The 26,159-nt window shown below is 62.1% G+C and carries 26 protein-coding genes and 1 pseudogene; 11 read left to right on the forward strand and 16 right to left on the reverse strand.

The genetic code is table 11. The features are described 5' to 3' along the window. Both CHC01_RS03420 and CHC01_RS03425 read right to left on the reverse strand, forming a co-directional pair. Entirely contained in the window at window positions 1–1,002 is a 1,002-nt protein-coding gene (locus tag CHC01_RS03420) for an NADP-dependent oxidoreductase (RefSeq protein ID WP_089262470.1), read from the reverse strand. 20 nt (window positions 1,003–1,022) lie between these two features. Continuing rightward, window positions 1,023–1,898 carry an alpha/beta fold hydrolase gene (locus tag CHC01_RS03425; RefSeq protein WP_089262472.1) on the reverse strand — a complete coding sequence of 292 codons (876 nt, stop codon included), beginning with the start codon at window positions 1,896–1,898 and terminating at the stop codon, window positions 1,023–1,025. A 156-nt stretch (window positions 1,899–2,054) separates the two neighbouring features. On the opposite strand from CHC01_RS03425, the gene CHC01_RS03430 reads away from it, so the two are divergent. Both CHC01_RS03430 and CHC01_RS32915 read left to right on the forward strand, forming a co-directional pair. Continuing rightward, complete coding sequence (locus CHC01_RS03430) at window positions 2,055–2,486, forward strand: winged helix-turn-helix transcriptional regulator (RefSeq protein ID WP_089262474.1); 432 nt, start codon at window positions 2,055–2,057, stop codon at window positions 2,484–2,486. 3 nt (window positions 2,487–2,489) lie between these two features. Then, a pseudogene (locus CHC01_RS32915) lies at window positions 2,490–2,597 on the forward strand (polyprenyl synthetase family protein); the annotation flags it as partial. A gap of 19 nt (window positions 2,598–2,616) precedes the next feature. Here the strand turns inward: CHC01_RS32915 and CHC01_RS03435 are convergent. Beyond that, the gene (locus CHC01_RS03435) at window positions 2,617–3,507 is read right to left on the reverse strand and encodes an AraC family transcriptional regulator (RefSeq protein ID WP_089262476.1); all 891 of its coding nucleotides are present in this window, start codon (window positions 3,505–3,507) and stop codon (window positions 2,617–2,619) included. Between the two features lie 133 nt (window positions 3,508–3,640). Here CHC01_RS03435 and CHC01_RS03440 point away from each other — a divergent pair, with 133 nt between their 5' ends. Beyond that, window positions 3,641–4,396 carry an SDR family oxidoreductase gene (locus tag CHC01_RS03440; protein WP_089263630.1) on the forward strand — a complete coding sequence of 252 codons (756 nt, stop codon included), beginning with the start codon at window positions 3,641–3,643 and terminating at the stop codon, window positions 4,394–4,396. Window positions 4,397–4,662: 266 nt separating this feature from the next. Here the strand turns inward: CHC01_RS03440 and CHC01_RS03445 are convergent, their stop codons facing one another. Continuing rightward, window positions 4,663–5,508, reverse strand: coding sequence for an alpha/beta hydrolase (locus CHC01_RS03445; RefSeq protein ID WP_089262478.1), 846 nt, complete (start codon window positions 5,506–5,508; stop codon window positions 4,663–4,665). 147 nt (window positions 5,509–5,655) lie between these two features. Here CHC01_RS03445 and CHC01_RS03450 point away from each other — a divergent pair, with 147 nt between their 5' ends. The 3 genes from CHC01_RS03450 to CHC01_RS03460 all read left to right on the forward strand — a co-directional run bounded on the left by CHC01_RS03450 (window position 5,656) and on the right by CHC01_RS03460 (window position 9,370). Continuing rightward, complete coding sequence (locus CHC01_RS03450; protein ID WP_089262480.1) at window positions 5,656–7,080, forward strand: amidase; 1,425 nt, start codon at window positions 5,656–5,658, stop codon at window positions 7,078–7,080. Between the two features lie 361 nt (window positions 7,081–7,441). Next, entirely contained in the window at window positions 7,442–8,677 is a 1,236-nt protein-coding gene (locus CHC01_RS03455; RefSeq protein ID WP_089263631.1) for an MFS transporter, read from the forward strand. 30 nt (window positions 8,678–8,707) lie between these two features. After that, window positions 8,708–9,370, forward strand: coding sequence for a sulfite oxidase-like oxidoreductase (locus CHC01_RS03460; RefSeq protein ID WP_089262482.1), 663 nt, complete (start codon window positions 8,708–8,710; stop codon window positions 9,368–9,370). A gap of 21 nt (window positions 9,371–9,391) precedes the next feature. Here the strand turns inward: CHC01_RS03460 and CHC01_RS03465 are convergent, their stop codons facing one another. From CHC01_RS03465 to CHC01_RS03480, 4 genes are all read right to left on the reverse strand, one after another. Beyond that, window positions 9,392–9,958, reverse strand: coding sequence for a DUF2478 domain-containing protein (locus CHC01_RS03465; RefSeq protein ID WP_089262484.1), 567 nt, complete (start codon window positions 9,956–9,958; stop codon window positions 9,392–9,394). Window positions 9,959–10,107: 149 nt separating this feature from the next. Then, entirely contained in the window at window positions 10,108–10,482 is a 375-nt protein-coding gene (locus tag CHC01_RS03470) for a winged helix-turn-helix domain-containing protein (RefSeq protein ID WP_089262486.1), read from the reverse strand. Window positions 10,483–10,774: 292 nt separating this feature from the next. Further along, window positions 10,775–11,374: an NAD(P)H:quinone oxidoreductase gene (gene wrbA, locus CHC01_RS03475; protein ID WP_089262488.1), complete on the reverse strand. Its 600-nt coding sequence runs from the start codon at window positions 11,372–11,374 to the stop codon at window positions 10,775–10,777. Between the two features lie 66 nt (window positions 11,375–11,440). Further along, on the reverse strand, window positions 11,441–12,139 hold the full coding sequence (locus CHC01_RS03480) for a pirin family protein (RefSeq protein ID WP_089262490.1): 699 nt from the start codon (window positions 12,137–12,139) through the stop codon (window positions 11,441–11,443). Between the two features lie 107 nt (window positions 12,140–12,246). Between CHC01_RS03480 and CHC01_RS03485 the strand changes: the two genes are divergently transcribed. Continuing rightward, on the forward strand, window positions 12,247–13,173 hold the full coding sequence (locus tag CHC01_RS03485) for a LysR family transcriptional regulator (protein ID WP_089262492.1): 927 nt from the start codon (window positions 12,247–12,249) through the stop codon (window positions 13,171–13,173). Here the strand turns inward: CHC01_RS03485 and CHC01_RS03490 are convergent. Then, complete coding sequence (locus CHC01_RS03490; RefSeq protein WP_176454487.1) at window positions 13,170–14,270, reverse strand: glycosyltransferase family 4 protein; 1,101 nt, start codon at window positions 14,268–14,270, stop codon at window positions 13,170–13,172. The genes CHC01_RS03485 and CHC01_RS03490 overlap by 4 nt on opposite strands. Before the next feature lie 385 nt (window positions 14,271–14,655). Here CHC01_RS03490 and CHC01_RS03495 point away from each other — a divergent pair, with 385 nt between their 5' ends. Then, a complete protein-coding gene (locus CHC01_RS03495) occupies window positions 14,656–15,624 on the forward strand; it encodes an ABC transporter substrate-binding protein (RefSeq protein ID WP_089263632.1) in 969 nt (322 codons plus the stop codon). On the opposite strand, the gene CHC01_RS03500 is transcribed toward CHC01_RS03495, so the two are convergent. Genes CHC01_RS03500 through CHC01_RS03510 form a run of 3 tightly spaced genes read right to left on the reverse strand, consistent with a single transcriptional unit; the run spans window position 15,596 to window position 19,450 of the window. Continuing rightward, on the reverse strand, window positions 15,596–16,852 hold the full coding sequence (locus CHC01_RS03500) for an MFS transporter (protein WP_089262496.1): 1,257 nt from the start codon (window positions 16,850–16,852) through the stop codon (window positions 15,596–15,598). The two genes, CHC01_RS03495 and CHC01_RS03500, sit on opposite strands and share 29 nt — an antisense overlap. After that, complete coding sequence (locus CHC01_RS03505) at window positions 16,849–17,232, reverse strand: hypothetical protein (RefSeq protein WP_244558196.1); 384 nt, start codon at window positions 17,230–17,232, stop codon at window positions 16,849–16,851. The genes CHC01_RS03500 and CHC01_RS03505 overlap by 4 nt, the downstream gene beginning before the upstream one ends. Window positions 17,233–17,245: 13 nt before the next feature. After that, window positions 17,246–19,450, reverse strand: a complete 2,205-nt coding sequence (locus tag CHC01_RS03510) for a TonB-dependent receptor (RefSeq protein ID WP_089262499.1) — start codon at window positions 19,448–19,450, stop codon at window positions 17,246–17,248. A gap of 236 nt (window positions 19,451–19,686) precedes the next feature. Between CHC01_RS03510 and CHC01_RS03515 the strand changes: the two genes are divergently transcribed. Further along, a complete protein-coding gene (locus CHC01_RS03515; RefSeq protein ID WP_244558197.1) occupies window positions 19,687–20,727 on the forward strand; it encodes a helix-turn-helix transcriptional regulator in 1,041 nt (346 codons plus the stop codon). Between the two features lie 4 nt (window positions 20,728–20,731). Here the strand turns inward: CHC01_RS03515 and CHC01_RS03520 are convergent, their stop codons facing one another. Genes CHC01_RS03520 through CHC01_RS03535 form a run of 4 tightly spaced genes read right to left on the reverse strand, consistent with a single transcriptional unit; the run spans window position 20,732 to window position 24,373 of the window. Continuing rightward, a complete protein-coding gene (locus CHC01_RS03520; protein ID WP_089262501.1) occupies window positions 20,732–21,628 on the reverse strand; it encodes an efflux RND transporter periplasmic adaptor subunit in 897 nt (298 codons plus the stop codon). Further along, window positions 21,625–21,834, reverse strand: coding sequence for a DUF1656 domain-containing protein (locus CHC01_RS03525; protein ID WP_068733131.1), 210 nt, complete (start codon window positions 21,832–21,834; stop codon window positions 21,625–21,627). Before CHC01_RS03525 ends, CHC01_RS03520 begins: the two co-directional genes overlap by 4 nt. After that, entirely contained in the window at window positions 21,831–23,897 is a 2,067-nt protein-coding gene (locus tag CHC01_RS03530; RefSeq protein WP_089262503.1) for an FUSC family protein, read from the reverse strand. The genes CHC01_RS03525 and CHC01_RS03530 overlap by 4 nt, the downstream gene beginning before the upstream one ends. Continuing rightward, on the reverse strand, window positions 23,894–24,373 hold the full coding sequence (locus CHC01_RS03535) for a MarR family winged helix-turn-helix transcriptional regulator (protein WP_089262505.1): 480 nt from the start codon (window positions 24,371–24,373) through the stop codon (window positions 23,894–23,896). The genes CHC01_RS03530 and CHC01_RS03535 overlap by 4 nt, the downstream gene beginning before the upstream one ends. A gap of 307 nt (window positions 24,374–24,680) precedes the next feature. On the opposite strand from CHC01_RS03535, the gene CHC01_RS03540 reads away from it, so the two are divergent. Beyond that, window positions 24,681–25,436, forward strand: a complete 756-nt coding sequence (locus CHC01_RS03540; protein ID WP_089262507.1) for a P-loop NTPase family protein — start codon at window positions 24,681–24,683, stop codon at window positions 25,434–25,436. A gap of 48 nt (window positions 25,437–25,484) precedes the next feature. Continuing rightward, a complete protein-coding gene (locus CHC01_RS03545; RefSeq protein WP_089262509.1) occupies window positions 25,485–26,153 on the forward strand; it encodes a hypothetical protein in 669 nt (222 codons plus the stop codon). Window positions 26,154–26,159: the final 6 nt, after the last annotated feature.

Raw genomic sequence — 26,159 nt, forward strand, 5'->3', positions numbered from 1 at the left:
TCACTGCACCGCGATGACCACCTTGCCCTTCGCGCGGCCGGTCTCGACATAGGCCAGCGCATCCCCGGTGTTCTCGAACGGGAACACCTTATCGACGACCGGCCGGATCACGCCGGCTTCGATCAGGGACGTAATCTCGCTCAACTGCTGCCCCTGCGCGCGCATAAACAGGAATGAATAGCGTACACCGAGGCCCTTAGCCTTTTTTCGGACCCCTCGGCTCAGCAGGCGCATGACCAGTTTCAGGAACAGGTTCAGACCGGCTTCCTTGGCGAAAGCCGGATCGGGCGGACCGGAAATGGAAATGAGCTGGCCGCCTGGCTTGAGCACACCCAGAGATTTATCGAGAGTCTTTGGATCCTGACTGTTCAGCACAAGATCGTAGCCCGACAGGACCTTCTCGAAGTCCTGCGTCTTGTAGTCGATGACCACATCCGCCCCGAGACTTTTGACCAGTTCGGCATTCTTTGCACTGGTTGTCGTCGCAACTGTAGCGCCGAGATGCTTGGCGAGCTGGATTGCAAAAGTCCCGACACCACCGGAGCCGGCCTGAATGAAGACCTTCTGGCCGGGCTTCACCTTGCCCACTTCGACCAGCGCTTGCCACGCCGTCAGCCCCACCAGCGGGATCGATGCCGCTTCCGTCATGCTGAGATTTTTCGGCTTCAGCGCCACGTCAGCTTCATTGATGGCGATGAATTCGGCGAATGTACCGACCCGATGATCGCGCGGCCGCGCATCGACTTCGTCGCCCACCTTGAACCGGCTGGCCCTGGATCCTGTCCTGACAACCGTTCCGGCGACGTCGTGACCCAGGATGAAAGGCGGACGATAGGGAAGAATAAGTTTGAACTCTCCATCCCGGAGCTTGGAATCCAGCAGGTTCACAGCTGTGGCGTGAACCCGGACCAGAACATCAGTGTCCTGCACTTCCGGTTCGGGCACGTTGGCCAGACGCAGAGCGCCCTTCTTTTTGTACTTATCAACGACGAATGCCTTCATGGGCTTTCTCCAATCTCAAGTTAGCAGCGGCGCCAATCGCTCAGGAAGGAAAGAGCCTTCGGCACGAAATCAGCGTGGTACTGGAATATCCCGCCATGCCCGGCGTCTTCGTAGATCACCAGTTGCGCTCCGGGGATGCGTTCGGCCAAGTCGGTGCTGTTCACAGTCGGGACCATGATATCGTTGTCGCCATTCGCGATCAGGACGGGGATCTTGATACGGCCGAGATCCTGAGGCGCCTGTCGGCCCCAGGCTTTGATTGCCTTGAGTTGCCGCAGGAAGGCGCCAGGAGTCGCGCCCTTGTCCCTGTCCGCCTTGCGTTCCTTCAACCGCTTCAGAAAGGCCTTCGCGGCTTGGCGACCATTGGCCGTAGATGTGAAAAACAGATACAATTTCGGGTCGCGTAGCGTCAGCAGACCTTTGATCATGAGCGGCCAGGACACCGCTCCGACCTTATCGATACCTTTGCCGCCGGCAGGACCGGTGCCAGTCAGGATGAGCTTTCGCACAAGACCGGGAGCCTTGAGCGCAACATCCTGCGCCACAAATCCGCCGAGGGAAAAGCCGAGCAGATCGACCTTCTCGAAACCCAGCGCCCGGATCAGGGCAATCGCGTCGCGCGCCATTTCGTCGATAGTCACAGGTGCTGTTCCGCCCGACGCACCGATGCCGCGATAGTTGGTCGCGATCACGCGGTGTTTGCTGGCGAGGCCGTCAACGATCCGCGGGTCGAAATTGTCCAGCACCGCTCCCCAATGGTTGAGGAGAACGAGCGGCACGCCGCCCCGGGGGCCTAGATCTCGATAGGCAAAGGCAGTTCCTCCGACGTTGATGGAGAGATTGGGCGCCTCAACGTAGCGCACGCCTGATCCAACGTTGCCAGGAGCACTCGTCATTGCTTGCTCCATTGCCGCAGCACCTGTGCTGTCACCAACCCGACACGGCTGCGCTCTCCTGTACTCATCGCTTCTGCCTTCATTTTATCGTGGAACATCCTTGGAGGCGGTGTTACTATCGAATTAATAGTAAGTCACTACTAAAAAGATACCGACATGAAGAATCTTTCGGACCAGCCATGCCTGATTGCCCGAAGCCTTGCGGTAGTGGGGGACGCATGGAGCATGCTGATCATGCGCGACGCCCATGCGGGGCTGACCCGCTTCGATGATTTCCGCAAAGGCCTCGGTATCGCGCCAACGATGCTGACTGGGCGTCTTTCAGCCTTGACCGACGAAGGGCTGCTGGAGAAACGTCGCTATTCCGAGCGTCCGCCACGGGACGAATATGTGCTGACGGAAGCCGGCCGCGACTTTCTGCCGGTGCTATTTGCGATCGGCGCGTGGGGACGCAAGCATCGCGGCGGGGGCGACGTCACCCGGTTTTTCGACGCAGAGGCCGGAACGGAGATCGATCCCGTTACCATCGACCGCGAGACCGGCGCTCCGGTCGGAACACGTCCCATTCGCGTCGCCGCAATCGAATGAGCCGCGCGGCATTCCGGCGCCATGGCCGGCAATGCGCTGGCGCTGTTTCCGTCGCCGATGAAGACCCCGCTGGAGCAGGTCGTCGCTTTCTGTTTGGCGCGTACGCACTAGAAAATCGTGACGCTCCCGATCACGCCACGGAGCGTGCCTTGTCACGCGCAGTCTCGATGTCGCGTACCGGCGGCGCGCCGAACATGCGGCCATATTCCCGGGTGAATTGCGGCACGCTCTCATAACCGACGGCGAAGGCCGCGCTGCTCGCGGTCGCGCCTTCCCACAACATCAGCCGCCGCGCCTCGATCAGGCGCAACTGCTTCTGGAACTGCAGCGGCGTGAGCGACGTCACGCTGCGAAAATGCTGGTGGAATGACGACGGGCTCATGCCCGCAACATCTGCGAGACGCTCGACCAGCACCGGCCGCGCGAACTCGGTGCGCAACACCGCAACCGCGCGCGCGACACGCTGTGCGTGGCTGTCCGGCCAGCCAAGCCGTCGGACCGCCGGCCCGTGGCGACCAGCCAGAAGCCAGTAATGCATCTCGCGCACCAGCTGTGCACGCAGCACCGGCAATGACGCCGGACGATCGAGCAAGCGCATCAGCCGCAACGCCGCGTCCGCAACTTCGGCATCGGTGGGCTCGACCCGGACACGCGCGAGATCGGCGCTTGGCTCCGCTTTCATCTCGACAACCAGTTCGGCGATCACGGCCAGATCAAGTTCGAACACCAGCGAGAGATAGGGCGCGGCAATGCTCGCCCGTGTGATCTGACTGACGATCGGAACATCGGCCGTGATGATCAGCGAATCCCCGGCAGCGAAGACAAAACTCTCCGTGCCCATGGTGACATGCTTGGTGCCCTGCACGACGAGGCAGATCAGCGGCTGGAAGATCGCATGGACGATATCGCTGGGCGTGGTTGCGCGCACGGCAGCAAGGCCGAGGATCGGCGTGGTCGCGATGCCGGCACTGTCAGCATGGGCCTCTGTGTAACGGCGAACGGCATCGAGAAGCGTGGTCATGACGCCCAGCCTACATCATCACAAATGCGCCAGCACATGATTTTGGAGGATTAGGCAAGGAACGTCGAGCTTCGGGCAACCAAGCCCGACTTCCCGGAGCGATATCGGAATGGTCACACCACAGGAGCTGACCATGACCAAGATTACCCTCGTTACCGGTGCCAGCCGCGGTCTCGGCTGCAATACCGCTCTCAACATTGCCCGTCACGGCGGCGATGTCGTCCTCACCTATCAAAGCCGCAGCGAAGACGCACAGGCTGTCGTCTCCGAAATCCAGCGCATGGGCCGCAAGGCGGTGGCGCTGCAACTCGACACCGGCAAGATTGCCGGCCTCGCCAACTTTGCTGGTCGTCTGCGAACAGCGCTGCGCGAAACCTGGTCGCGCGAGACGTTCGACCATCTCGTGAACAATGCCGGACACGGCGATTATGCACTGATCTCCGACACCACCGAGGCGCAGTTCGACGGGCTGGTGGATGTCCATTTCAAGGGCGTGTTCTTTCTCACGCAGGCACTGCTGCCACTGATCGCAGACGGCGGTCGCATCGTGAACCTGTCGTCCGGACTGACCCGCATGTGCCTCCCGGGCTACGCCGCTTATGCCGCCATGAAAGGCGCCGTCGAGGTGATGACCATGTATATGGCGAAGGAACTGGGCAGCCGCCGGATCACCGTGAACACGGTCGCGCCCGGCGCAATCGAAACCGATTTCGGCGGCGGTGCCGTGCGTGACAATCCAGACATCAACAAGACGATCGCCGGCATGACCGCCCTTGGCCGCGTCGGCCTACCCGACGATATCGGACCGATGATCGCGAACCTGCTGTCGGAGGACAATCGCTGGGTGAACGCGCAGCGGATCGAGGTGTCGGGCGGACAGGGGCTGTAGGCGGTCCTTCGACATCGTGCTTCGCGCAGATGTCAGCCTGATCCCTCCCTCCAGCGCAGCGAAGCTGCGCGCAGTGGGGAGGGTCGACCGAGCCATTGCAATGCGCAGCATTGCGATGGTGGAGGTCGGGGTGGGGTGCCTCCGCAAACTCGGAGCCTGTTGCTCCCCACCCGTCACATTTGTTCGCTACGCTCTCAAACGCGCCACCCTCCCCACTGCGCGCAGCTGCGCCGCGCTTGAGGGAGGGACAAGAAAGAGCGCCGCCGCTAGATCCGCGCGACCAATTCCTTGATCAGCGTCGTGATCCGCCCCGTCGGCGATTCCAGCTCTTTCATGATCGAGAAGTGATCAGCGCCCGGGATCTCCTCATAGCTCACCGGCAAACCGTACTTTGCCCGGTGCACGGCAAGGTCCGCCGTCTGCTGGCGCAGGATCGGCAATTCGCCGCCGCCAACCACCAGCGCGAGCGGCTTGTTCGGGCCGCCATCCTGCAGCAGCGGCGACTGCCGCTTCGACATCGCCTCGTCCAGCTTCAGCTTTTCATTCAAATAGGACGCGCGGATCGGCTCGAGATCGTAGATGCCCGAAATGGCGACGCCGCCCTTCACCTTCGGATGCGACAGCGTCGTCGAGGTGAGATGACCACCGGCGGACCAGCCGGACACCACGATGCGGTTCGGATCGCCGCCGAGCGAGGGAAGCTTCTCAACCAGCGCATCGACGCCGGCATGCATCTCGGCCACGATCTCCTCCAGCGTCGCATCCGGCGCGAGTGTGTAACCAATTGCAGCGACGTTGATACCGTGGGCGATGGGACCTGCAGCGAAGCAGGTGAAAAAATCCTTCGAGCGCATCTGCCAGTAGCCACCATGGATCAGCAGCAGTGTCGGCCCGCCGTCGGCGGCCTTGATGAAATCGAACCTGTTGCGCTCGCGCGGGCCGTAGGCGACGTCGAGATGCGCAGGGTACTTCGCCTTCATCGCGTCAGAGCGCTGGCCCCATCCGGCGGCGATGTCGGCGCTGCCCGCAACGGCAGTCGAGTTGTTCAGACCGGCATCGAGCTGCTCGCGTGACATCGCGCGCCAGTTGGAATCGCCGAAAGGCTTACTCATGGTTGCATCCCTGCATTGTGTGAGGCGACTTGGGTTAAGGAGATTTGGCCTGCGAGTCCCATTTATCCAGAAAATGGTCTACACGGCTACGTCGGGATCGACATCCCAAGCATACGAATTGCTCTGCATCCGAAATTGGAGACGTGCGTGGCCTCTCAGCAAGATCTCATCAAAGCAACGGCCTGCGCCGTGGTCGATCAACTCAATGCCGGGACGGTAACGCCGCTCGACCTGCTGGACGCGCTGGAAGCCCGCATCAAGGAAGTCGACGGCCAGGTCAACGCGCTGCCGATCCTGTGTTTCGATCGCGCCCGCGATCACGCGAAGGAATTGATGAAGAAGCCGCTCGGCGAACGCGGCATCCTTGCCGGCCTGCCGGTGCCGATCAAGGATCTCACCGCCGTCGCCGGCGTCCGCACCACACAGGGATCGCCGATCTACAAGGACGTTGTGCCGACCAAGTCCAACGTGCTGGTCGAACGCCTCGAAGAAAATGGCGGCGTGATCTATGCGAAATCCAACACGCCTGAATTCGGCGCGGGCGCCAATACGTTCAACGAAGTGTTCGGTGCGACGCTGAATCCGTGGGACCTGTCGAGGTCGGCCGCCGGCTCGTCCGGCGGCGCCGCGGCAGCACTTGCCAGCGGCACGGCGTGGATTGCCCATGGCTCCGACATGGGCGGTTCGCTGCGCAACCCCGCCAGCTTCTGCGGCATCGTCGGCCTGCGTCCGAGCGTCGGCCGCGTTGCGTCCACGCCCGCCGTGGCGCTCGCCCGGATGGTGAGCGTGCAGGGCCCGATGGCCCGCACCGTGGAAGACCTCGCATTGATGCTCGACGCCATGAGCGGCGAGCATCCTGCCGATCTGATCTCGCTGCCGAAACTGCCGACCTCGTTCCGCTCCGCCGTGCGCGCAGGCACCAAGCCGAAGCGGATCGCCTATTCGCCGGATCTCGGCATCACCCCCGTAGACCCTGAAGTGGTCGCCATCACCCGCAAGGCAGCGATGGCATTCGCCGACGCCGGCGTCATCGTCGAGGAAGCACATCCCGATCTGCGCGAAGCCCACGAATGCTTCCACGTGCTGCGCGCCTATGACTTCGCGATCTCGAAGCTCCAGTTGCTCCGCGACAAGCGCGATCAGCTGAAGCCGGAAGTAATCTGGAACATCGAGCAGGGCCTGAAGCTCACGGTCGATGACCTGGCGAAGGCGGAAGCGCAGCGTGTCACACTGGCTGCGCGGGCCTACGAGTTCTTCCAGACCTACGACCTGCTGCTGTGCCCGGCGACCATCACGCCGCCGTTCCCGATCGAACAGCGCTATCTCGCCGAGTGCAACGGCACCAAATTCGATAACTACGTGCAGTGGCTGGGCATCGTCTATGCGATCACCCTGACCTGCTGCCCGGCGCTGTCGATGCCTTGCGGCTTCACCTCAAAGGGTCTGCCGGTCGGATTGCAGGTCGTCGGTCCGCCGCGCGGCGAAGCTTCGCTGCTCGCCGGCGCACGCGTGCTGGAAGATATTTTGGGCCTGCGCGATTCCACGCCGATCGATCCGCGCCCAGCGAAGTAACGGAACTCCGCCCTCATACTCGCTCGTCCTGGCTGGCCCTGTGCCGGCCAGGACGATGCCTTTGGGCAGGACCGCCCGGAGTACCACTGCCCTATATAGACTTTTGTCTAAGCCACATTGTCGTATGTCGAGGCTAGTCATGTGCGGCCACGGCCGGGATGCGGGCATCGCCCGACAGAACGATCCTGCCAGCAGCAATGCATTCCGCGGCATTGGCTTTTCGTGCCGAGCGTGGCAACGGGACATTTCATTTCACGGAATACGAGGGTTCTACGTGGCAGATTCATTCGCACCGCCGGCGGACGGCAAACTCCATTTCGACGACGCCAAAAAACGCATCAAGGCGATCTTCATCGGCTCGATGGGCAATCTCGTCGAATGGTATGACTTCTACGCCTACACAGCCTTCGCCCTGTATTTCGCGCCGGCCTTCTTCCCGAACTCCGACCCCGTCGTTCAGCAGCTCAATGCGGCCGTGCTGTTTGCCGCCACCTTCCTGATGCGGCCGCTTGGCGGCTGGCTGTTCGGCTATCTCGCCGACACCTATGGCCGTCGTATATCGCTGACGATCTCGGTCCTGTGCATGTGCTTCGGCTCGCTGATCATCGCCTGCACGCCGACCTATGCCACTATCGGCATCGCGGCACCGATCCTGCTCGCGCTCGCCCGCATTATCGAAGGCCTCAGCCTCGGCGGCGAATACGGCGCCAGCGCCACCTATCTCTCGGAAGTCGCCGATCCCAAGCATCGCGGTTTCTATTCGAGCTTCCAGTATGTCACCCTGATCGGCGGCCAGCTGACCGCGATCATCGTGCTCCTGCTGCTGCAGAAGGTGTTCCTCACCGAGCAGGAGCTGAAGGACTGGGGCTGGCGCATTCCGTTCGTGATCGGCGCGGGTCTTGCGGTCTTCACCGCCGTGATGCGTCGCGACATGCACGAGACTGACCAGTTCGTTGAAGCGAAGAAGCAGGCCAAGCCAATGGGTTCGCTGCGCGCGCTGATGGCCTATCCGCGAGAATTGCTGCTGGTTGTCGGCCTCACAGCTGGCGGCACCGCAGCGTTCTATACCTTCACCACCTATATGCAGACCTTCGTGAAGCTCTCGGTCGGCCTCACCGCGGACCAGACCACCACGGTGATCTTCGGCACGCTGATATTCGCCTGCCTGCTGCAGCCGATCTATGGCGCGATCTCCGACCGCATCGGCCGCAAGCCGCTGCTGATCTTCTTCGGCGTTGCCGGCACGCTGGCGACTGTTCCGATCCTGACAGCGTTGCAGGCCACCAAGTCGCCATTCATGGCGTTCCTGCTGATCTGCGGCGCCTGGATCTTCGTGGCCGGCTATACCTCGATCAATGCGGTGGTGAAGGCCGAACTGTTCCCGACCAATATCCGTGCGCTGGGCGTCGGCGTGCCCTATGCGCTGACGGTGTCAATCTTCGGCGGTACGGCGCCGGCGATCGCGCTGTACTTCAAGCAGATCGGTCATGAACAGTGGTTCTACTATTACCTGTCGGGCATGATCTTCCTGTCGCTACTGATTTACGCCACCATGCGCGACACCAAGCACAAGTCGGCGATGCACCGTCACGAGTGACGGCGTCGATCTAGGGAAGGAGCGTCAGCCATGACCGAGGATCACACCCCGCCGGAATCCAAGCTGACGCAGACCAAACAGCGCTGGGCGCGCGAAGGCCGGTTTCTCACCGGCAAGATTGCGCGCCCGGACGACCAGCGGCTCCCGCCCGGCCAGCACCTGACCCAGGACTGGCCGGTGCTGGATCTGGGCATCACGCCAAACATCCCCCGCGAGCGCTGGCGCCTCGATGTCTACGGCGCCGTCGAGACGCCGCTGTTCTGGGATTTCGGCCAGTTCAGCGCACAGCCGCAATCGACCTTCATCTCAGACATCCATTGCGTCACCACCTGGTCGCGTTACGACAACCAGTGGGAAGGTCTTTCGACCCGCGCGCTGCTCGACGCCTGCCAGCCGAAGCCCGAGGCGCGCTTTGTGGTGCTGGAATCCCATGACGGCTACACCACCAACCTGTCGTTGGAAGACTTCGCTGCCGAAGACGCACTGCTGGCACATTCGTGGCAGGGCTCCCCGATCGAGCGCGACCATGGCGGCCCGGTGCGCGTGATCGTGCCGCATCTCTATTTTTGGAAGAGCGCCAAGTGGCTGCAGCGCATCCAGTTCGTCGGCGACGACAAGCCCGGCTATTGGGAAGTCCGCGGTTATCACAACCGCGGCGATCCGTGGCAGGAGCAACGGTATTCGGACGATTGACGGCTGTGCGTTGATGGAATTCTATTTCAGCACTTCGCAAACGCTGCGATGGTCCTGACGCATGAGCCCCTCGCTGCGGCAGGAGACTTTTGCCCACCAGCCATCGAGCGACTCGCGATCGCAATGCAGCTTCACGCTCATGCCATCGGCAAATGCGATCCATTCGGCAAAGCGATGCGACGGCACGGCGATCACCACGGGGATATCGCTAGAGAGCGCACGCTCAATCAGATAAGCGAGCCCTTTGCCCTCACGCTCCTGCTTGCCGAACCGGTTGATGATCACGAGATCGGCGCCCTCGTCGATGGCGTCGGCGACCTGCGTGCCGGCATCGAGCAATTGCCCGACATCGAGCTTGCAGCCCTTGGCGCCGGGACCGAGATCCTGAAACAAGCGCACTTGCGCACCGGTGTGCAGCATGACCGCAGTCAGCTTCGGCACGTCGAATTCGCGATGCCCGAGTTGCACCAATCCGACGGCGCGAATGCCCTGCTTGCTCAAATCCGCCGCGAAGGTGTGCAACACTACGTCGGGATCCTGATCCTTGTCATAGACAAGTGCAGCCAGATCGCATTGGGCGTCGAACATTGCGAAGTTCCAGTTTAGACCACGGCGCGCCACGAGCGACCAAGGATGGATCAATCCTATTCCAGAATAGAGCCATTCGAAAGCGCGATCGGGGTGACCGTCACGATATATTTATCCGGATACAACGGTGATACCGCCGGCTTGACCGATTAGAATCTACGCTTCTTGCCGATATCGCCCTTCAGCGCCATCAACTCCTTGCGCGCGGCTGTAGCCGCAGCGTTTTCGATGCCACGATAGCGCTTGATGAGCGTCAGGCCGAATGGCGTGAGGAGAGCTCCGCCCCCATTCTTGCCGCCAGTCTGGCGCTCGACGGCAGGCTGCCCGCAGATCCGGTTGAGTTCATCCACCAGATCCCAGGCGCGCTTGTAGGACATCGCCATGGCGCGGCCAGCGGCCGAAATCGAACCGGTGGCATGAATATGTTCGAGAAGCTGAATCTTGCCCGGTCCGATCCGTCCCTCGGAATCGAGGTCGATACGGATACTGAGGGCTGGCACCGGCGGGCTGGTTGATTTGGACATAGCCCAAGTTTACTTCCGTAGATGCAACCTTGCCAGTCCAACGATCAAGGAACGTTTCAGTGTTGGCGGCATTCGGGGCAAACCACTTCGCCCCTGGTCACATGCGCGATGCCGCGGCAAACCCACCGCCTAGCCATCGCATGTAGCGGCCGCCGTGCCAGCTGATAAATGAAATACACGTCGAGCATGATGAAATCGAATCCGTTTGTTCCAGCATAGATTAAGGCGGCGCTCTGCAATCAGAACGCCGCCTTTCTCTTGTCAGCCATCTCTTTTTAGTTAGCCACGCAGCTTAGCCGTGAAGTTTCTTGGCCGTCTCGGCGATGACCTTGCCCTGATAACGAGCACCAGCCAGCTCATTGGCCGAAGGCTGGCGGCTGCCGTCGCCACCAGTCAGGGTGGTGGCACCATAGGGCGAACCGCCGGTGACTTCATCGAGCTTCATCTGGCCCTGGAAGCCGTAATTGAGGCCGACGATGGTCATGCCGAAATGCAGCAGGTTGGTGATGATGGAGAACAGCGTGGTTTCCTGGCCACCGTGCTGGGTCGCGGTCGCGGTGAAGGCACCGCCGACCTTGCCATGCAGCGCGCCCTTCATCCACAGGCCACCGGCCTGATCGAGGAAGTTGGCCATCTGCGAGGACATGCGGCCGAAGCGGGTGCCGGTACCGACGATGATCGCGTCATAATTGGCGAGATCGTCGATGGTCGCGATCGGGGCAGCCTGGTCTATCTTGTAGTAGGACGCCTTGGCGACCTCGGCAGGCACCAGTTCAGGCACGCGCTTGATGTCGACAGTGGCGCCGGCTTCGCGGGCACCTTCGGCGACGGCATTGGCCATCGCTTCGATATGGCCGTAAGCGGAATAATACAGAACGAGTACTTTGGTCATGGTCAGTCTCCGTTGGATTGGGATGAATAGGTCGGGTTGATGATTGGCGGGCGCCTTTGACTTGCGTCAGGCGGCGTCCACCAGAACGAGTTCGGAATCTTCCAGCGCGGTGATCGTGACGTTGGCTTCATCACGGATGGCGACGCCGTCGCGGGCGTTGACGCGAATGCCGTTGATCTCAATCGCGCCGGCCGCCGGCACGAGGTAGCCGTTGCGCGAGCTACCCAGCGGATATTGCGCGGTCTCACCGGCCTTCAGCGTGGTTGCCAGCACCCGGGCGTCAGCCCGGATAGGCAGTGCCCCGGCGTCGTCCTTGAAGCCGCTGGCAATGGTGACGAACTGGCCGGAGCGATCGGCCTTCGGGAACGGCTTGGCGCCCCAGCAAGGCTGGCCGCCCGTTTGGGTGGGCTCGATCCAGATCTGGAAGATCCGCGTGGTCGATGCCTCCAGATTGTATTCGGAGTGCCGGATGCCCGAGCCCGCACTCATCACCTGGACGTCGCCGGCCTCGGTGCGGCCCGTGTTGCCCAGACTGTCCTGATGCGTGATCGCGCCCTCGCGGACATAAGTGATGATTTCCATGTTGGAATGCGGATGAGCGGGAAAACCGGTGTTCGGCGCGATCTCGTCGTCGTTCCAGACGCGCAAGCTGCCATGGCCCATATTCTTGGGGTCGTAATGGCTGCCGAACGAGAAATGGTGCTTGGCCTTGAGCCAGCCGTGGTCGGCGCCGCCGAGTTTGTCGAAAGGTCTGAGGTCGATCATGACGAAATCTCCGTCGTTTGATGCATTTGCATCCTGGGCATCTGGATATGCCCTCTCAAATGGCGCATAAATAGAAATGATGGAAACTCATCGTTTCGGATTTTGAGATGCCCAAACTTCCCGATTTCGAAGCGCTGGCGATTTTCGCCAAGGTGGTCGAACTGCGGTCCTTTGCGGCGGCGGCGACCGAGCTGACCCTGTCCAAGGCCACCGTCTCCAAGGCGGTCGGTCGGCTCGAGGATCGCCTGGGCGCGCGGCTGTTCAACCGGACCTCACGGCGGCTGGCGCTGACCGACTCCGGCAAGACGCTGGCGGTGAAGGCCGCGCAATTGCTGGCGGACGGCGAAGCGCTCGAGAACGAAGCGCTGGCGCAGTCGGCGACACCGCGCGGGCTGGTACGGCTGGCCGTGCCGATGACCTATGGCACCAACACGGTGGCGCCACTGCTGCCGGAATTTCTGGCGCAGTATCCGGAGGTCTCCATCGACCTCAGCCTCAGCGACGCGACCGTCGATCTGATCGGCGAAGGTTTCGACGCCGCGATCCGCATCGCATCATTGCCGGATTCATCGTTGATCGCGCGGCGGCTGCGTCCGGTGAAGCGTTACATTGTGGCGGCGCCGTCCTATTTCGCGAAATACGGCCGGCCGACGCATCCCATGCACCTCGCCGACCACAAATGCTTTGGCTACACCTATCTCTCGACGCCCGGCGTCTGGCACTTCACCAATGCGGCCGGCGAACAGGCCAACGTTCGGCCGGCCGGGCCGCTCCGCGTCAACAATGGCGAGGCGCTGCTGCCTGCGCTGATCGCCGGATTGGGGATCAGCGATCTGCCGGATTTCATCGTCGGCGATGCATTGGCGAGCGGCGCGCTGGAAGCCGTGTTGCAGGACTGGTCGCAATCGTCGAGCGGTGTCTACCTCGTCACGCCGCCGGGCGGTCCCCGCCCTGCCCGTGTCGAAGTGCTGCTGGAATTTCTTGCTGACAAACTCGCGGCCACCGGCAAGCGCGCACGCAAGACATCAGGCTAGCTCACCCTCATCATCTGCCCGTAGATGCCGAAATACTGGTCGCGCATATTGGCGATATCGAATTCGGTGACGAAATCCTTCGCCGTCCTTGCAATCTTCGCGGCAAGCTCAGGCTGCGCCGCGAGCGCCGCGATCTTGTCGGCAAGATCCTCGGCGGATCCGACCTTGAATTTGATACCGTTCGATCCATCCACCAGCAGCTCGGCCGGGCCATCGACATCCGCGGCGATGACAGGCAGGCCGACCGCCATGGCTTCGAGCAACACCAGTCCGAAACCTTCGAAACGCGATGGCAGGACGAAGATATCGGCCTCGTCCAGCGGATGGCGCACATCGGTACGCCCGCACAGGAAGCGAACGCGATCGGCGACATTCTCGGCGATCGCCTGCGCCTTCAAACTCAGGAGGGTCGACTCGTCGCCCTCCGGTGGGCTGCCGACGAAATCGCAGCGAATGTCGAGCCCGCGCGCGACGCAGAGGCTGACCGCCTTGATCAGGATGTCCTGACCCTTCTGCTTGGGATAGATGCGGGCGACATTGATCAGACGCAGAGCCGGTCCGAGGCGACGTTGCCGCGCCACTCTATCGAATGTCGCGAGCGGTATGCCGTTATGCACCTTGAACAGGCGCTTCAGTTTGACAGATTCACATTCACGCTCGACCGCAGCAGAGATCGCGATGTTCCAATCGACGAACCGCTGATGCAGCCGAAGCTTCACGCGGTCCCACGCGTTGACGAGGCCGGTATTGTGAATCGTGTAGCCGACGCTCATCGGACGATACAGTTTACTCAACATGGCGAAGTGCTTGGCGCCGCTGTCATGCGCATGGATGATGCGAATATCGTGACGGCGGATGATGTTGAGTAAACTTAGAATGACACGTGGATTGCGGTTCCCGGGTGGGCGCTTAAGGAAGTAGACCGGATGACCTGTCGCGGAGAGCTCGGCAGCAAGATCGGGATGGAAAAAGTCGTTAATCACGACGAAAACCTGCGGAATGTCCTCTCCCGGCGTGCAACTGGCAGCGAAATTGATCAGCAGTCGCTCGGACCCGCCCACGGTCAGCGACGAAATCAATTGAAGCACACAACCCACTTTGAAATGCTCCCGGCCCGAATGCCGGGCGACTTCCAAATCCGTCGCGCTCCAAACGGCCCGATTGCGAAATAGCGCCAGGGTTTTTGTCTGTTCGGAGTAATCCATTCCCTATTTCGGCTGACGCTCGTGGCTATTCTGCGGCGCACCAAATGCGCCGCGGAAGGGAATTCTGGCGGAAAGGCGGCAGAGTTGGGCGGGAATGCGCACGCAGGTTGACGGTGGGCCAAAACACATCAGATTTTGAAAGCGCAAAACTTCCACGCCATTTCCAGCAACGCTACATTCGTTGCTTTCGCTCGATGATATTCAGTCAGCCATTTCATTGACTGAATCCGTGTCGGACGTAGCTTTGATGCTCGCCATTGCATCAGAGAAAGTGACCATGACCGCCTCTTCCACCTCGCGCCGCTTGCATTCAACGCTCATCGCCACAGCCTTCAGCGCAACGCTCGCCACCTCCGCTTTCGCGGCGGACCAGATCACGCTGCGCGTCGGCGACCAGAAGGGCGGCAACCGCTCGCTGCTGGAGATCTCCGGCTTGGCGAAGGACTTGCCCTACAAGATCCAGTGGTCGGAATTCCCTGCGGCAGCGCCGATTCTCGAAGCCATCAATGCCGGCGCACTCGATGTCGGTTACACTGGCGACCTCTCGTTCCTCACGGTCTATGCCAACGGCGCACCGATCAAGGCGATAGGCGGCACACGCTCCAATGCGGACACACAGGCGATCCTGGTGCGCAACGATTCACCGATCAAGACCGCTGCCGACCTCAAGGGCAAGCGCCTCGCAGGCACACGCGGCGGCTGGGGCCAGTTCCTGATTGAGGCGACGCTGGAGAAAGCCGGTTACAAGACCAGCGAAGCAACTTTCGCGCCGCTCGGTCCCGTCGATGCCAAGATTGCACTTCTCGCCGGTTCGATCGACGGCTGGGCCGTATGGGAGCCGTACATCTCCTATGCCGTGCTCAAGGACAATGCGCGGGTGGTTGCCGATGGCACCGGTCTGACCCCGACCCTGACCTTTATCGTCGCTTCCGAACAGGCGATTGCCACCAAGCGCGAGGCCGTCGCCGACCTGTTGCAGCGGCTCAACAAGGCCCGCACCTGGTCGCGTGAGAATGTCGAGGTCTATGCAAAGAACACCGCCGAGCTGACCAAGCTGCCGGAAGACGTGCTGGCGCGCGCCTACAAGGCGCAGGACACACGGCCGATCGCCATCGACGATGGCGTGGTGAAGGAGTTCCAGGAAGCCTCCGACCGCGCCACGCGCTACGGAATCCTGTCGAAGCAGGTCGATGTCAGCAAGGCCGTCGATCGCAGCTTCACGCAGGCTGCGCCGGCGTCAAACTAGCGGGCGGTTGCGCGGCGAGAATGCGCATCGTTGCAATCGCCGCGATCAGCGACAACACTGTGGCGACGCTGAACAGCGTCCCATAGCCGAGCAGATCGGCAATACGGCCCGACAGCATCGAGCCGATGAAATAGATAATGAGCTGGGCGCAGGCGAGAATGGTGAAGTCGGTGCCCGGCTGATCCTTCGATGCCGCGGCCATGAACAGGCTGTAGAGCGCGACGATCTCCATATAGCGGATCAAGGTCTGGAATCCGGCCGCGCCGAAAATCGGCCAGATGCCGGTCACCACGCCCAGCGCATGCGCCGTGAACAGCGCAAAGCAGATGGTGCGGAGAATGCCGAGCAACCCCAGCGTCCAGCCGGTGCCGCAGCGTTGCAACAGCCATGCTGCGCCAGCGGCACCCGCGAGGCCCGCCGTCGTCGCGGCGCCGCCGGAAAGATAACCGATCTGTTTGAGCGGCACGCCGGCATCGACGAGATAGCTGCCCTCCATCGCCTTCACGAGGCCCTCGCTCATCCGGTAGATCAGTGCGATCCAGAGAATGTTGCGCACCTCGCGGCGGCGCAGGAAGGCCATCACCGAAGGCCGCGGCTTCGCCGGATCGACCTGGTCGGCTTCGTCTTCGCGCATGGCGAAGGCGGCAAACAGCGGGATCAGCGAGAAGCCGGCGATGGTCAGCAGCATACCGGTCCAACCGATCTGCGCATAAAGCACGAGACCCAGCGTGCCGCCGATCACGACACCAAACGCGACCGAGCCGCCCTGGATCGCATTGCCGATGGCGCGATCCTCCGGCGCGAGATATTTCGCGGCATAGCCATCAGTGGCGATGTCCTGCGTCGAGATCAGCAACGAGCCGAACAGGCCCACTGCGATGATGCCCCATACATTGGTTGCGCCAAGCGGGATCAGGCACAGCAGGCTGATAATCACGCCGGTCTGAGTCACGATCACCCAGCCGGCGCGATGCGCGCGCGCGAAGGGACGGATACGATCCACGACCGGCGCCCAGAAAAACTTCAGCAGCAACGGCAGGAACCAGAGGCTGAGATAGCCGATCTCGCTGCGCGACACACCGGCCTCGCGCATGATTGGCGGCAGGGCGGCGACGAACAGATAGGACGGGATCGCCTGTGCCAGATACAGCCCGCCCAGCACGACGAACAGCCGCTTGCGTCCCATGACGGCGACCGGCGCAGATGCGTTAAGCTCCGCGGTGCTCATGCGAGGCCGCGATGTTCGGCGAGAAAGGCGCGCGCGGCGATCTCGTCCTCGAGCGCCACCAGCGGCATCGGCCAGAGCTTCCGAAACGTCTCTTCCATCTTCTTGTTGGCGCCGGGGCGTACAATCGCCACAGCACGGCAGCGCGCGGAGATATGGCCGCGCGTCGCCTTGAACCACAGCGCCTGCTCCCGCTCGCCGGCGACGGACAGTTTCCCGCCGCCCCCGAACACGGTCAGAAGTTCGAATGGCGCATCATGCTCGCCGACCCGGGCCAGCGCGGCCAGATAATCGCGCTCGTCCGACTCCGCATAAGGCGGCAGGAACCGCAGCGTCAGCAGGCTCCCATCAATCTCCAGATCCACCATCGCCGTAATCTTCAAACTCCTCGTCGCGTCAGAACGTCTTGCGATAGCCGACCGTCACGGTGCGGCCCCAGGAATAGACCGGCAGGTTGCGCACCGACGTCGCGGTCGGATTCTGCAGCTCCGTATCGAACAGGTTGTTGACGGCCGCATAGGCCTCGCCGCCATAGACCGGCCCGCTCAGCGCGGCATTCATCGTAAAGCCGCCTTCAATGGGATAGACCGTATTGGTCAGGTTGATACCGCGGTTGCGGCTGGCATAGCCCTCGCCCTCGACGCGCAGCTTGATGCCGTTGTCGAAGCGATAGTCGCCGAAGATCAGACCGCGCACCGGACTGCCGATGCGGTTGTTGGGCAGCCACGAGTCGAGCACACCGTCCTTGTTGGTGTCGTAGCGGCCTTCCTTGTAGCCGATCGTGGTACCCAGCGTGAAATTCCGGTTGATCGCCATCTCGCCGATATATTCGACGCCGTAGATCATTTCCTTCTGCTGCGAGATCAGGTTGGTGACGGGATCGAAGGTCACGCCCTTCTCGGAGGTGCTGACGAAACCGGTGATGCTGCCCTTGTAGGGGCCGTCGCCGCCGCGGATGCCGATTTCGTAATTGTTGACGATCTGGGCTTCCGGCGCGATCGAGCTGAAAGAGATGGTCTGGCGTGCCAGCGGCAGGCAGTTCGGCGTCGCTACCGGACAGGCAAAGGCGGTGGATGACAGGCCGGCGCGGCGCGTATAGGCGCCAACATCGGGCAGCGCATAGCCCTGCGAGAAACCGCCGAACAGATCGATCTTGTTGTTGAGCTTGAAGGTCGCACCGAGATTGTAGGTCGGCGAGGCATATTCGTACTGGCCGCCGATAACATTGAGCGCCGGCAGAACGAAGCGCGTCACGGGCGAGATCGCGGCATAGGCGGCCGGACGCAGGAAGTCGTCGACGCTGAGATCGAAATGCTCGTAGCGAACGCCGCCGCGCGCGGTCAGCCGATCGGTGATCGGGACTTGTACCAATGCAAATCCGGCGGTCGTCACCTGGGTCAACGGCGTGAACACATCGCGGCCATCGGTCAGCGTCTGCCATGTCTTATCATGGACGACGTCCGTGCCCCAGGTCACCTTGGCGCCGTTCCAGATGCGGTCGAGCGGCGTATCGATCGTCAGATTGACCCCGCCGCGCTCGGAATACAGCGTGGTCTGGTTGGCCGGGCTGGTCGGGCTCAGCGGATTGCCGGAATAATAGACCAGCGAGTTATAGGGATAGGAGAACTCCGAATAGTTGAAGCGCTTCTTGATGTCATTGTAGAAGCCGACCACGCTGAGATTGCCGAGCACGAAGTCGGTATCGCTGTAGCGCAATTGGAACGAGCGCGAATCTTCCAGCACGCTCTGCCCGGTATAGGGCTTGGTGAAATCCGGCTTCGCATAGGCGCCGGAATAGTCGGTGAGGTATTTCGGCGTCTGGTCGAGATAGAACTGGCTGATCGAGGCTTCGATGCGCTTGCCGCCATCGAAATCGTAACCGATCTTGCCCAGGAAATTGCCGCTGGCGAGACGATCGCCACCTCCCTGCCCGAGCATGGCGTCCGATGGCAGCTCGCGGCCCGCGCCGTCATAAGTCTTCTGCGCGCCGCGGCCGCTGCCAACGAACACGTAGTCGATGCCATTCGTGCCCTTGCCACTGACCGTCGCCGACATTTCCGGTGCCAGCGAACCGCCGGGATCGGCGGTGAAGGTGCGCAGCGCCGTATTGACGCTAACACGGGGACCGCCCGGCTGCGCTTTCTTGGTGACGAAATTCACCGTACCGCCCGTCGCGCCGGCGCCATACAGGCTCGATGCACCGGCGACCAGTTCGATGCGCTCGACGGAATTCAGATCGATCAGCGACAGCACGCGCGAGACGTCGCGGAGCGGCGTCGTCAGCGGCACGCCGTCCATCAGCACCAGAAGGTCGCGGCCGCGATAGCTTTCGGAAGCACCGGAGATGGTCTGGTTCGACACCGAGAAGCCCGGCAGCAATTTTGCCAGCAGCGCCGATGCGCTGCCGCTCTGCTTGAGCTGCTCGTCAATCTCCTTCTGATCGACCACCTGCACGGTCTGCGGAATATCCGAAATCGAGCGCTGGGCACGCGCGGCCGTTACCGTGATCTCGTCGAGCGTGACGCCCGCGCTCTGCTGCGCAACGGCCTGCGACGACATGAGCCCGACGGCGGGGATGAGAAGGAACTGGCTGTAACGCATGAGCTCGAAGTCTTCCGTATGTTCGTGGCGACGAAGCACTGGAGAGGTCGAGCCGGTCAATTCGACCGAGGCCGCAGCAGTTTGGAATCAATGTAAATTCCAGCCACGGCTTTACTCTTCTTACGCCTGTGCATTCCGTCTATCGTCACAGCGATACGGCACAGCCCATTGCATGACTTGGACTCGGTGAATTGATAGTCGGACTGGAGCGAACGAAGCGGTTTGGATTCGATGCTGTGGCAAACGCGCATCAGTCGCGGTCTCCATCCTGCGTCGATGCCGCTCCCGATTGCCCTCTCGTCCCGCTCTGGCTGGTTGCCGACGATATCGATGACACCCTGCGCAAACCGCTTGAAAGCCGCCTGCCGTGGAAGACCGTGCAGCGCAATTCGCTGGGATCGTTTCGCGCGGCCCCTTTCCAGTCGAAGGCGATCCTGCGGATGCAGCCGCATCTTGGACTGATGTCGTGTTTCGATCCCGCACCGCTTTGGACCATGCCCGACGACGATACCGCCACGACTGGCGACGACTCGCCGCAGGATATCCTGGTGCTGCGGCCATCCGATGGCGTGGTGATCGTCCAGCAGGATGGCCAGCGCCAGACATGCATGCCGCGCGAGGCGATTATTCTCGATCCCGGCCGCGCCACCACGTTCATCATGAATGATGTGAGCCGCGTCGACTGCCTGCTACTCGCCGGCAATGGCCATACCGGCATGCGCCATATCGCCCATGACAATGGCGGGCTGATCGCGCTTGGCCATTACGCCGCTGCCGTAATGCGCGGCTTGCTGCCGATGAATTCCGCTGCGCTGACCGGCCTCGCTATCGATTATATGAACGGCCTCGTCGCCACCATGATCGATGAAGCCGATGCGCCGGCGCGGCGTGGCGCATGGCGCCAGGATCGGCCGACCATCAGCCTGCTGTCGCTCAAGGCCGATATAGAGGCCAGCCTCAGCCAGCCGACGCTGTCACTGGAGCGGCTCGCGACCACCCATGGCGTCACCGCGCGTTATTTCCAGAAATTGTTCGAGGCCGAAGGCCGGACGTTTTCGGACTACCTGCTGGAGCGTCGGCTCGAGCGCGCCTTCCATATGCTGCGCGATGGCAACCGCGGGGATCGCGCCGTCAGCACCATCGCCTTCGAGGTCGGCTTCGGCGATCTGTCTTATTTCAACCGCACCTTCAAGAAGCGTTTTGGCGCGACACCTCGCGAGATACGTGCGCGATTTGAGACGATGCTGCTGGATACGATGCCGGATACGGACGCCTGAAGCGTCAGTTCACCTTCGCAACCGTCGTCCCGTTGCCCGGCAAAATCTCCACCGTCGCCGTGCGGCCCGCGACCAGCGTCGCACCTTCCGGCACAGCATCGAGCGCGATGCGCACAGGCACGCGCTGGGCAAGGCGCACCCAGCTGAAGGTCGGCGTCACATTGGCCAGGAGGTTGCTGCCTTCCGCACGGTCACGGTCCTCGATGCCGGCGGCAACGCTCTCTACATGGCCAGTGAGCTTGGCGGCATCACCCATCAAGTGAATGTGGACGGGATCGCCTACGTGAATGCGCGAGAGCTTGGTTTCCTCGAAATAGCCGTCCACATGCAGGCTCGACGTATCGACCAATGCCATCACGCCCTTGCCGGCAGTGACATAGGTGCCGGGGCGCAGGTCCATGTTGGAGATCACGCCTGAGACCGGCGCATGAACCTCGCTGCGATCGAGATTGAGCTGCGCCACCGCCTGATCGGCAACGGCCTGATCCAGTGACGCCTTGGCGAGGAGTTGCGTCGCCAACACCTGCTCCTTCTTCTGCTGCGACACGGCCGCGGTGGTGAGATCATTGTAGCGCTTCAGATCGAGATCGGCCTGCTCAAGGCTGGCCTTGCGACCGGCCACAACGGCCTCAGCCTGCTGCAGCGCCAGCCCGAAACGCGCGCGGTCGATCCGCATGATGACGTCGCCGCGGGCCACCTTCTGATTGTCCTTCACCAGAATCTCGGTAACGAAACCGGACACATCCGGCGCCACGGTGACCACGTCGGCACGGACGCGGCCGTCACGTGTCCATGGTGCATCCATATAATAGACCCAGAGATAGCGCCCCACGGCGAGCGCGGCGACGACGGCCAGCGCGGTGACGGCGAAACGGCGAATAAAACTCACAGCGTTTTTCATGACAGCAATCCGGAAGACAGATAGACCACGCCGCCCAGGAGGCAGACATACAGAGCAAGATCGAACAGCGCGCGGTGCCAGACATAGCGATAGAGGCCGGAGCGTTCGATCAAGGGGCGCAGCAGTGCGCCGATGGCGTAAGTGATGACCAGCCACAGCATCAGCGATGGCAACAGCACACCGAACAGATCGATTTCATATCTCATGCCGCCACACTCCCGGCGAGAAGGCCCTGTTCGGGCAGATAGGCGGGTGCTGTCGGAAACAGACCGCGGCGAATGCCGACGAGGCCGATCAGAGCATCCGCGCGCCCAGCCCCGCGCTCGCTTATGGCTTCCGCCAGCGCGTGATCGACCTTGGCCAGCAGCGGCTCAGGCATCTCGTCGCCTTTATAGCTGCGGAAACTCACGGCAAGCTCATCCAGCATCGCGTCCATCGCTCTGAGCGTCGGCAGCGACAGATGATGGCGGGCGCGACGCAGATCGACGATGTTTAACCCGACCCGCAGCTCGCGCAGATTATCGACCATGCGCAGTTCTGAGTCTTTCAGCGCCGTCAGCCGCGGCGCCAGCAGACCGATGCGATTCAGCATCAACCCGGCAAAGGCGGCGCGATCACGGTTGCCGCGCTGTTCGGCAGCCTGCGCGATGGCGATCCAGCCGCGCCGCATCAGCCGCTTCACACTCCATTCGGAGCCGACTGAGCGGATCAACTGGATCGAGATGACCGACAGTTCAGTACCGACGAAGAAAGCCACGCTGGAATTGGCGAAACTTGCGAAGTCGGCATTGTAAGTCGTCTGCAACGCCATCAGCGTCGCGGTATTCGCCGCCAGCAGCATGCCGATGAAGAAGGTGGCGGGGCGTGCGATGAGATAGCCAAACAGCAGGAACGGCGGCGCCAGCACGGCGACCAGCACTTCGACATCGGTGATAGCCGGCAGGATCGCGAACAGATAGAGCGCGATGATCACCATCGCGGCCAGCGTCCATTTGGCAAAGCCGCGCAACCCCACCGCGGGATCATCCATGCTGGCGAAGAACGAGCAGCCGACAGCCGCCATGGTCGGTGCTGTCGCGCCATCGGTCCAGCCGGTAGCGATCCAGAACGCGCAGCAGACGAGGATGGTAATGAACACGCCTGCTGCGGACCATAGCGCCATGCCGTGATCGACATGCCGCACCGGGGCCACACCGGCTTCAGCCTGAAAGGCGAGTTTCGCGCCCGGCGGACGGCCGCCCTCGGCAATCGCCTGATTGAGGACCCGGCAATCCGCTGAGATATCGACGAGCTCGCGCATCCGCATCAGCAGGCTCGCGATCATGATCTCGGTCCATGACGACGACGCGCTCAGCTTCGGCTGCTGCGCGGCGATCATGCTGCGCAGCCGCTCGGCGGGTTCACGGTCGGTGCTGTTGTCAGCAATCCAGGCGGAGACGTCGTCGATCAGCGCCATCAATTGCGGTGAGGTCGTCCGCGCGTCTTCGCCCAGCGCGTCGATGCGATCGCCCATGGATGACAGCAGCGGCAGGAATGTCAGCATGCGCGTGCGCAGGGCGCGCATCCAGCGTGAGGTCTCGCGTCCGCCGAGCCGATCATAGGCCAGATGATCGGCGAGCGTATCGATATCGACGGCATCGGCGGCGAGCTTGAGGCGCAGATCGCGCGTGGCCGGATCGGCGCTGCGGCCGGCCAGCACGTCCTGCGTCAGCCTGCGCGCACCGGCGAGCCAGCTATCGACCCGCGCTGCAACCGCCGGACCGACGCTGCGCGGCAACAAGATCGTGGATACCAGCGTCGCGCAGAGAATGCCGACGATGATTTCCTCGCTGCGCGCCACGGCGGTATCGAAGATCGCGGCGGGGTCGTTGACCGAGGGAAAGCTGATCAGCGCGCAGGTGTAGCCCGCGAGCATGAACATGTAGCCGCGCGGCGTCCTGTCCAGCAGCGAGACATAGAGACAGAGACCGACCCACAGCGCGATGGCGAGGCTGAGCAGTTCCGGCGAATTGACGAGATTTGGCACCAGCACGACGCTGGCCGAAGCCCCAACCAGTGTGCCGATGACGCGAAACAGCGCTTTCGAACGCGTGGCGCCGGCCAGCGGCTGCGAGGCGATATAGACCGTGGCCAGCGCCCAGTAGGGCCGCGGCAGATCCATCGCAAAACCGATCAGCAGCGCCATCATGCCGGCGATGAAGGTTTTCACGGAGAAGATGATATCGGCGTGGCGGACGAGAAACGGCGGTCTGGCAGCAGCGGAGGTCATGGCAGCGCGTCCGCCTCCTCGGCGGCCTCATACAGGCGATTGGCCGATAGCTCGATCCGTCCGAGCACATCGAAGGCAATAGCGAGTTCATCCGGCGCGATGCCCTTCATCAGGTCACCGCGCAGCCGGCGCATGACGCGCCTGATCTCTTCGGCCTTGGCTTCGCCAAGCGGAGTCAGGTGCAAGACCTTGGCGCGGCGGTCGGTCGGGTCCTCGCGGCGCTCGACGAGCCCTTCGGCGGCCAGCAGGTCGATCAGCCGGACCACCGATGGACCTTCGAGCCCCATTTCGTCGGCGAGCACGCCCTGACGCACGTTCTCGCGACCGGCGCGGGACAGGATCAGCAGCGGATGTGCCGTGGCTTCGGACAGGCCATGCGCCGACAGGGTCTGGTCAGCCTTGCGGCGCCAGACCCGTGCCAGTCGCGCAACCAGCAGACCCAGTTCGGCCTGGATATGCGCTTGGGAGTGGGGCATGGAAATTAGATAGGACCCTATCGATTAGGCTGCAATCTATTTTGTGCGTCGCATCAATCACGGTGTGGTGAGCGCCGCCGGGGACCCCGGCACCTGCAAGCCCGGTCGGGTAGCCGTAATGCGGAAAACAATGCCCGCGACCAAATATGGAGAATTTCCCAATGATTTCCGTGGGCCACATCTTTCAGCGATTGAAATCCCCCTTGTTTCTGCCATGTTCGCGCCCAAAGCAGGCATCGGGTAGTGTTCTCCGGCGCGCGAATCTCCATCGCGCGGATGCTCCAGTTGAAAGCGGCAAAGGAATTCCATGGCGAAGCCAGCAGTGATTGTCGTCGGCGCGGACAAGGGTGGGGTTGGCAAGACCACGGTTTCGCGGACGGTTCTGGACTATTTCAGCGCCAACAACGTCCCGACGCGCGCTTTCGACACCGAAGCGCCGCGCGGCACGCTGAAGCGGTTCCATTCGGACATCACCGAAATCGTCGACATGACGACCACGTCCGACCAGATGAAGATCTTCGATACGCTCAACAGCGCATCCCCCTCGGTGACCGTGATCGACGTCCGCGCAGGCCTGCTGTCCCGGGCGCTGGCCGATCTGCGTGACATCGGCTTCCTCGATGCCGCCAAGTCCGGCCAGATTACCTTTGCCGTTTTCCATATACTCGGCCCGTCGATCGCCTCCCTGGACGAGATCGCCGAGACCGCCGGCTTCATGGACGGCGCCAAGTATTTCCTGGTGAAGAACTTCATCAACAACACCAGCTTCTTCGAATGGGACCAGGCGACCTACAACTCCTATTTCCACCGCATCAAGGGCGCCACCGAGATCACCATCCCGAAGCTGAACGAAATGGCCTATGAGCAGGTCGAAGTCTCCAGCGTGCCGTTCCTGAAATTCGTCGCCAACAAGGGACCGCATGACGAGACCGCGAACTATTCGTTCGTGCTGCGCGGCTATGTCCGGCACTGGCTGGCCAACGTCTGGAGCGAATTCGACCGCATCAAGCTGACCGACATCGTCCACGACAAGCCCGGCGCCCGCAGCCCCGGCGAGAAGTAAGTCCATTTAACGATTGGAGCGGCGTCGGATTCGCCTGATATTGCGCCGATGCGACGCACGCCCGTTTATATCATCTGCTCGACGCGACCGATGGTCGGCAAGACCCTCGTCGCGCGCCTGTTGTGCGAATTCCTGAAGCTGCAGCGCGGCGACGTCACCGCCTTCGATGTCAGCCTGAAAGAACCGTCGCTGCTGGATTTCCTGCCGAAACTGACCGAGACCGCCGACGTCAATGACACGTTCGGCAAGATGTCGCTGATGGACCGGCTCATCATCAATGACGACATCGCCAAGGTGATCGACCTCGGCTATTTCGCCTTCGATGAATTCTTCAAAATGACCGGCGAGATCGGTTTCGCCAAGGAAGCCGCACGGCGCGGCGTGGCGCCCATCGTGTTCTTCATGGGCGACAGCGACCGCGCCTCATTGCGCGGCTACGAGATGCTGCAGCAGCAGTTCACCCGCAATTCGCTCTATGTGATCGACAACGAACACGTGCTGCGCGGCGAAATCCCGGTGGCACTGGCGCAGGGCCGCATGCTGCGCATCGCGGCACTGCCGGTGTTCCTCAAGACCTATATCGACCGGCTGAATTTCTCCTTCACCGGCTATTTGCGCTCGGAGCAGGATTCATCCACCGAGTTGCATCAGTGGATCCGGAAGAATTATTTCAGCTTTCGGGAGATCGAGCTGGGACTGCTGCTGCAGGGGTCGTGACGGGCA

The sequence above is a fragment of the Tardiphaga sp. OK246 genome (assembly GCF_900188215.1).
GTDB lineage: Bacteria > Pseudomonadota > Alphaproteobacteria > Rhizobiales > Xanthobacteraceae > Tardiphaga > Tardiphaga robiniae.

Coding starts and splice junctions, on each gene's coding strand:
- CHC01_RS03420 (WP_089262470.1), bottom strand. CDS start 1,002: ATGAAGGCATTCGTCGTTGATAAGTACAAAAAGAAGGGCGCTCTGCGT.
- CHC01_RS03425 (WP_089262472.1), bottom strand. CDS start 1,898: ATGACGAGTGCTCCTGGCAACGTTGGATCAGGCGTGCGCTACGTTGAG.
- CHC01_RS03430 (WP_089262474.1), top strand. CDS start 2,055: ATGAAGAATCTTTCGGACCAGCCATGCCTGATTGCCCGAAGCCTTGCG.
- CHC01_RS03435 (WP_089262476.1), bottom strand. CDS start 3,507: ATGACCACGCTTCTCGATGCCGTTCGCCGTTACACAGAGGCCCATGCT.
- CHC01_RS03440 (WP_089263630.1), top strand. CDS start 3,641: ATGACCAAGATTACCCTCGTTACCGGTGCCAGCCGCGGTCTCGGCTGC.
- CHC01_RS03445 (WP_089262478.1), bottom strand. CDS start 5,508: ATGAGTAAGCCTTTCGGCGATTCCAACTGGCGCGCGATGTCACGCGAG.
- CHC01_RS03455 (WP_089263631.1), top strand. CDS start 7,442: ATGGGCAATCTCGTCGAATGGTATGACTTCTACGCCTACACAGCCTTC.
- CHC01_RS03460 (WP_089262482.1), top strand. CDS start 8,708: ATGACCGAGGATCACACCCCGCCGGAATCCAAGCTGACGCAGACCAAA.
- CHC01_RS03465 (WP_089262484.1), bottom strand. CDS start 9,958: ATGTTCGACGCCCAATGCGATCTGGCTGCACTTGTCTATGACAAGGAT.
- CHC01_RS03470 (WP_089262486.1), bottom strand. CDS start 10,482: ATGTCCAAATCAACCAGCCCGCCGGTGCCAGCCCTCAGTATCCGTATC.
- wrbA (WP_089262488.1), bottom strand. CDS start 11,374: ATGACCAAAGTACTCGTTCTGTATTATTCCGCTTACGGCCATATCGAA.
- CHC01_RS03480 (WP_089262490.1), bottom strand. CDS start 12,139: ATGATCGACCTCAGACCTTTCGACAAACTCGGCGGCGCCGACCACGGC.
- CHC01_RS03485 (WP_089262492.1), top strand. CDS start 12,247: ATGCCCAAACTTCCCGATTTCGAAGCGCTGGCGATTTTCGCCAAGGTG.
- CHC01_RS03495 (WP_089263632.1), top strand. CDS start 14,656: ATGACCGCCTCTTCCACCTCGCGCCGCTTGCATTCAACGCTCATCGCC.
- CHC01_RS03500 (WP_089262496.1), bottom strand. CDS start 16,852: ATGAGCACCGCGGAGCTTAACGCATCTGCGCCGGTCGCCGTCATGGGA.
- CHC01_RS03510 (WP_089262499.1), bottom strand. CDS start 19,450: ATGCGTTACAGCCAGTTCCTTCTCATCCCCGCCGTCGGGCTCATGTCG.
- CHC01_RS03520 (WP_089262501.1), bottom strand. CDS start 21,628: ATGAAAAACGCTGTGAGTTTTATTCGCCGTTTCGCCGTCACCGCGCTG.
- CHC01_RS03525 (WP_068733131.1), bottom strand. CDS start 21,834: ATGAGATATGAAATCGATCTGTTCGGTGTGCTGTTGCCATCGCTGATG.
- CHC01_RS03530 (WP_089262503.1), bottom strand. CDS start 23,897: ATGACCTCCGCTGCTGCCAGACCGCCGTTTCTCGTCCGCCACGCCGAT.
- CHC01_RS03535 (WP_089262505.1), bottom strand. CDS start 24,373: ATGCCCCACTCCCAAGCGCATATCCAGGCCGAACTGGGTCTGCTGGTT.
- CHC01_RS03540 (WP_089262507.1), top strand. CDS start 24,681: ATGGCGAAGCCAGCAGTGATTGTCGTCGGCGCGGACAAGGGTGGGGTT.
- CHC01_RS03545 (WP_089262509.1), top strand. CDS start 25,485: ATGCGACGCACGCCCGTTTATATCATCTGCTCGACGCGACCGATGGTC.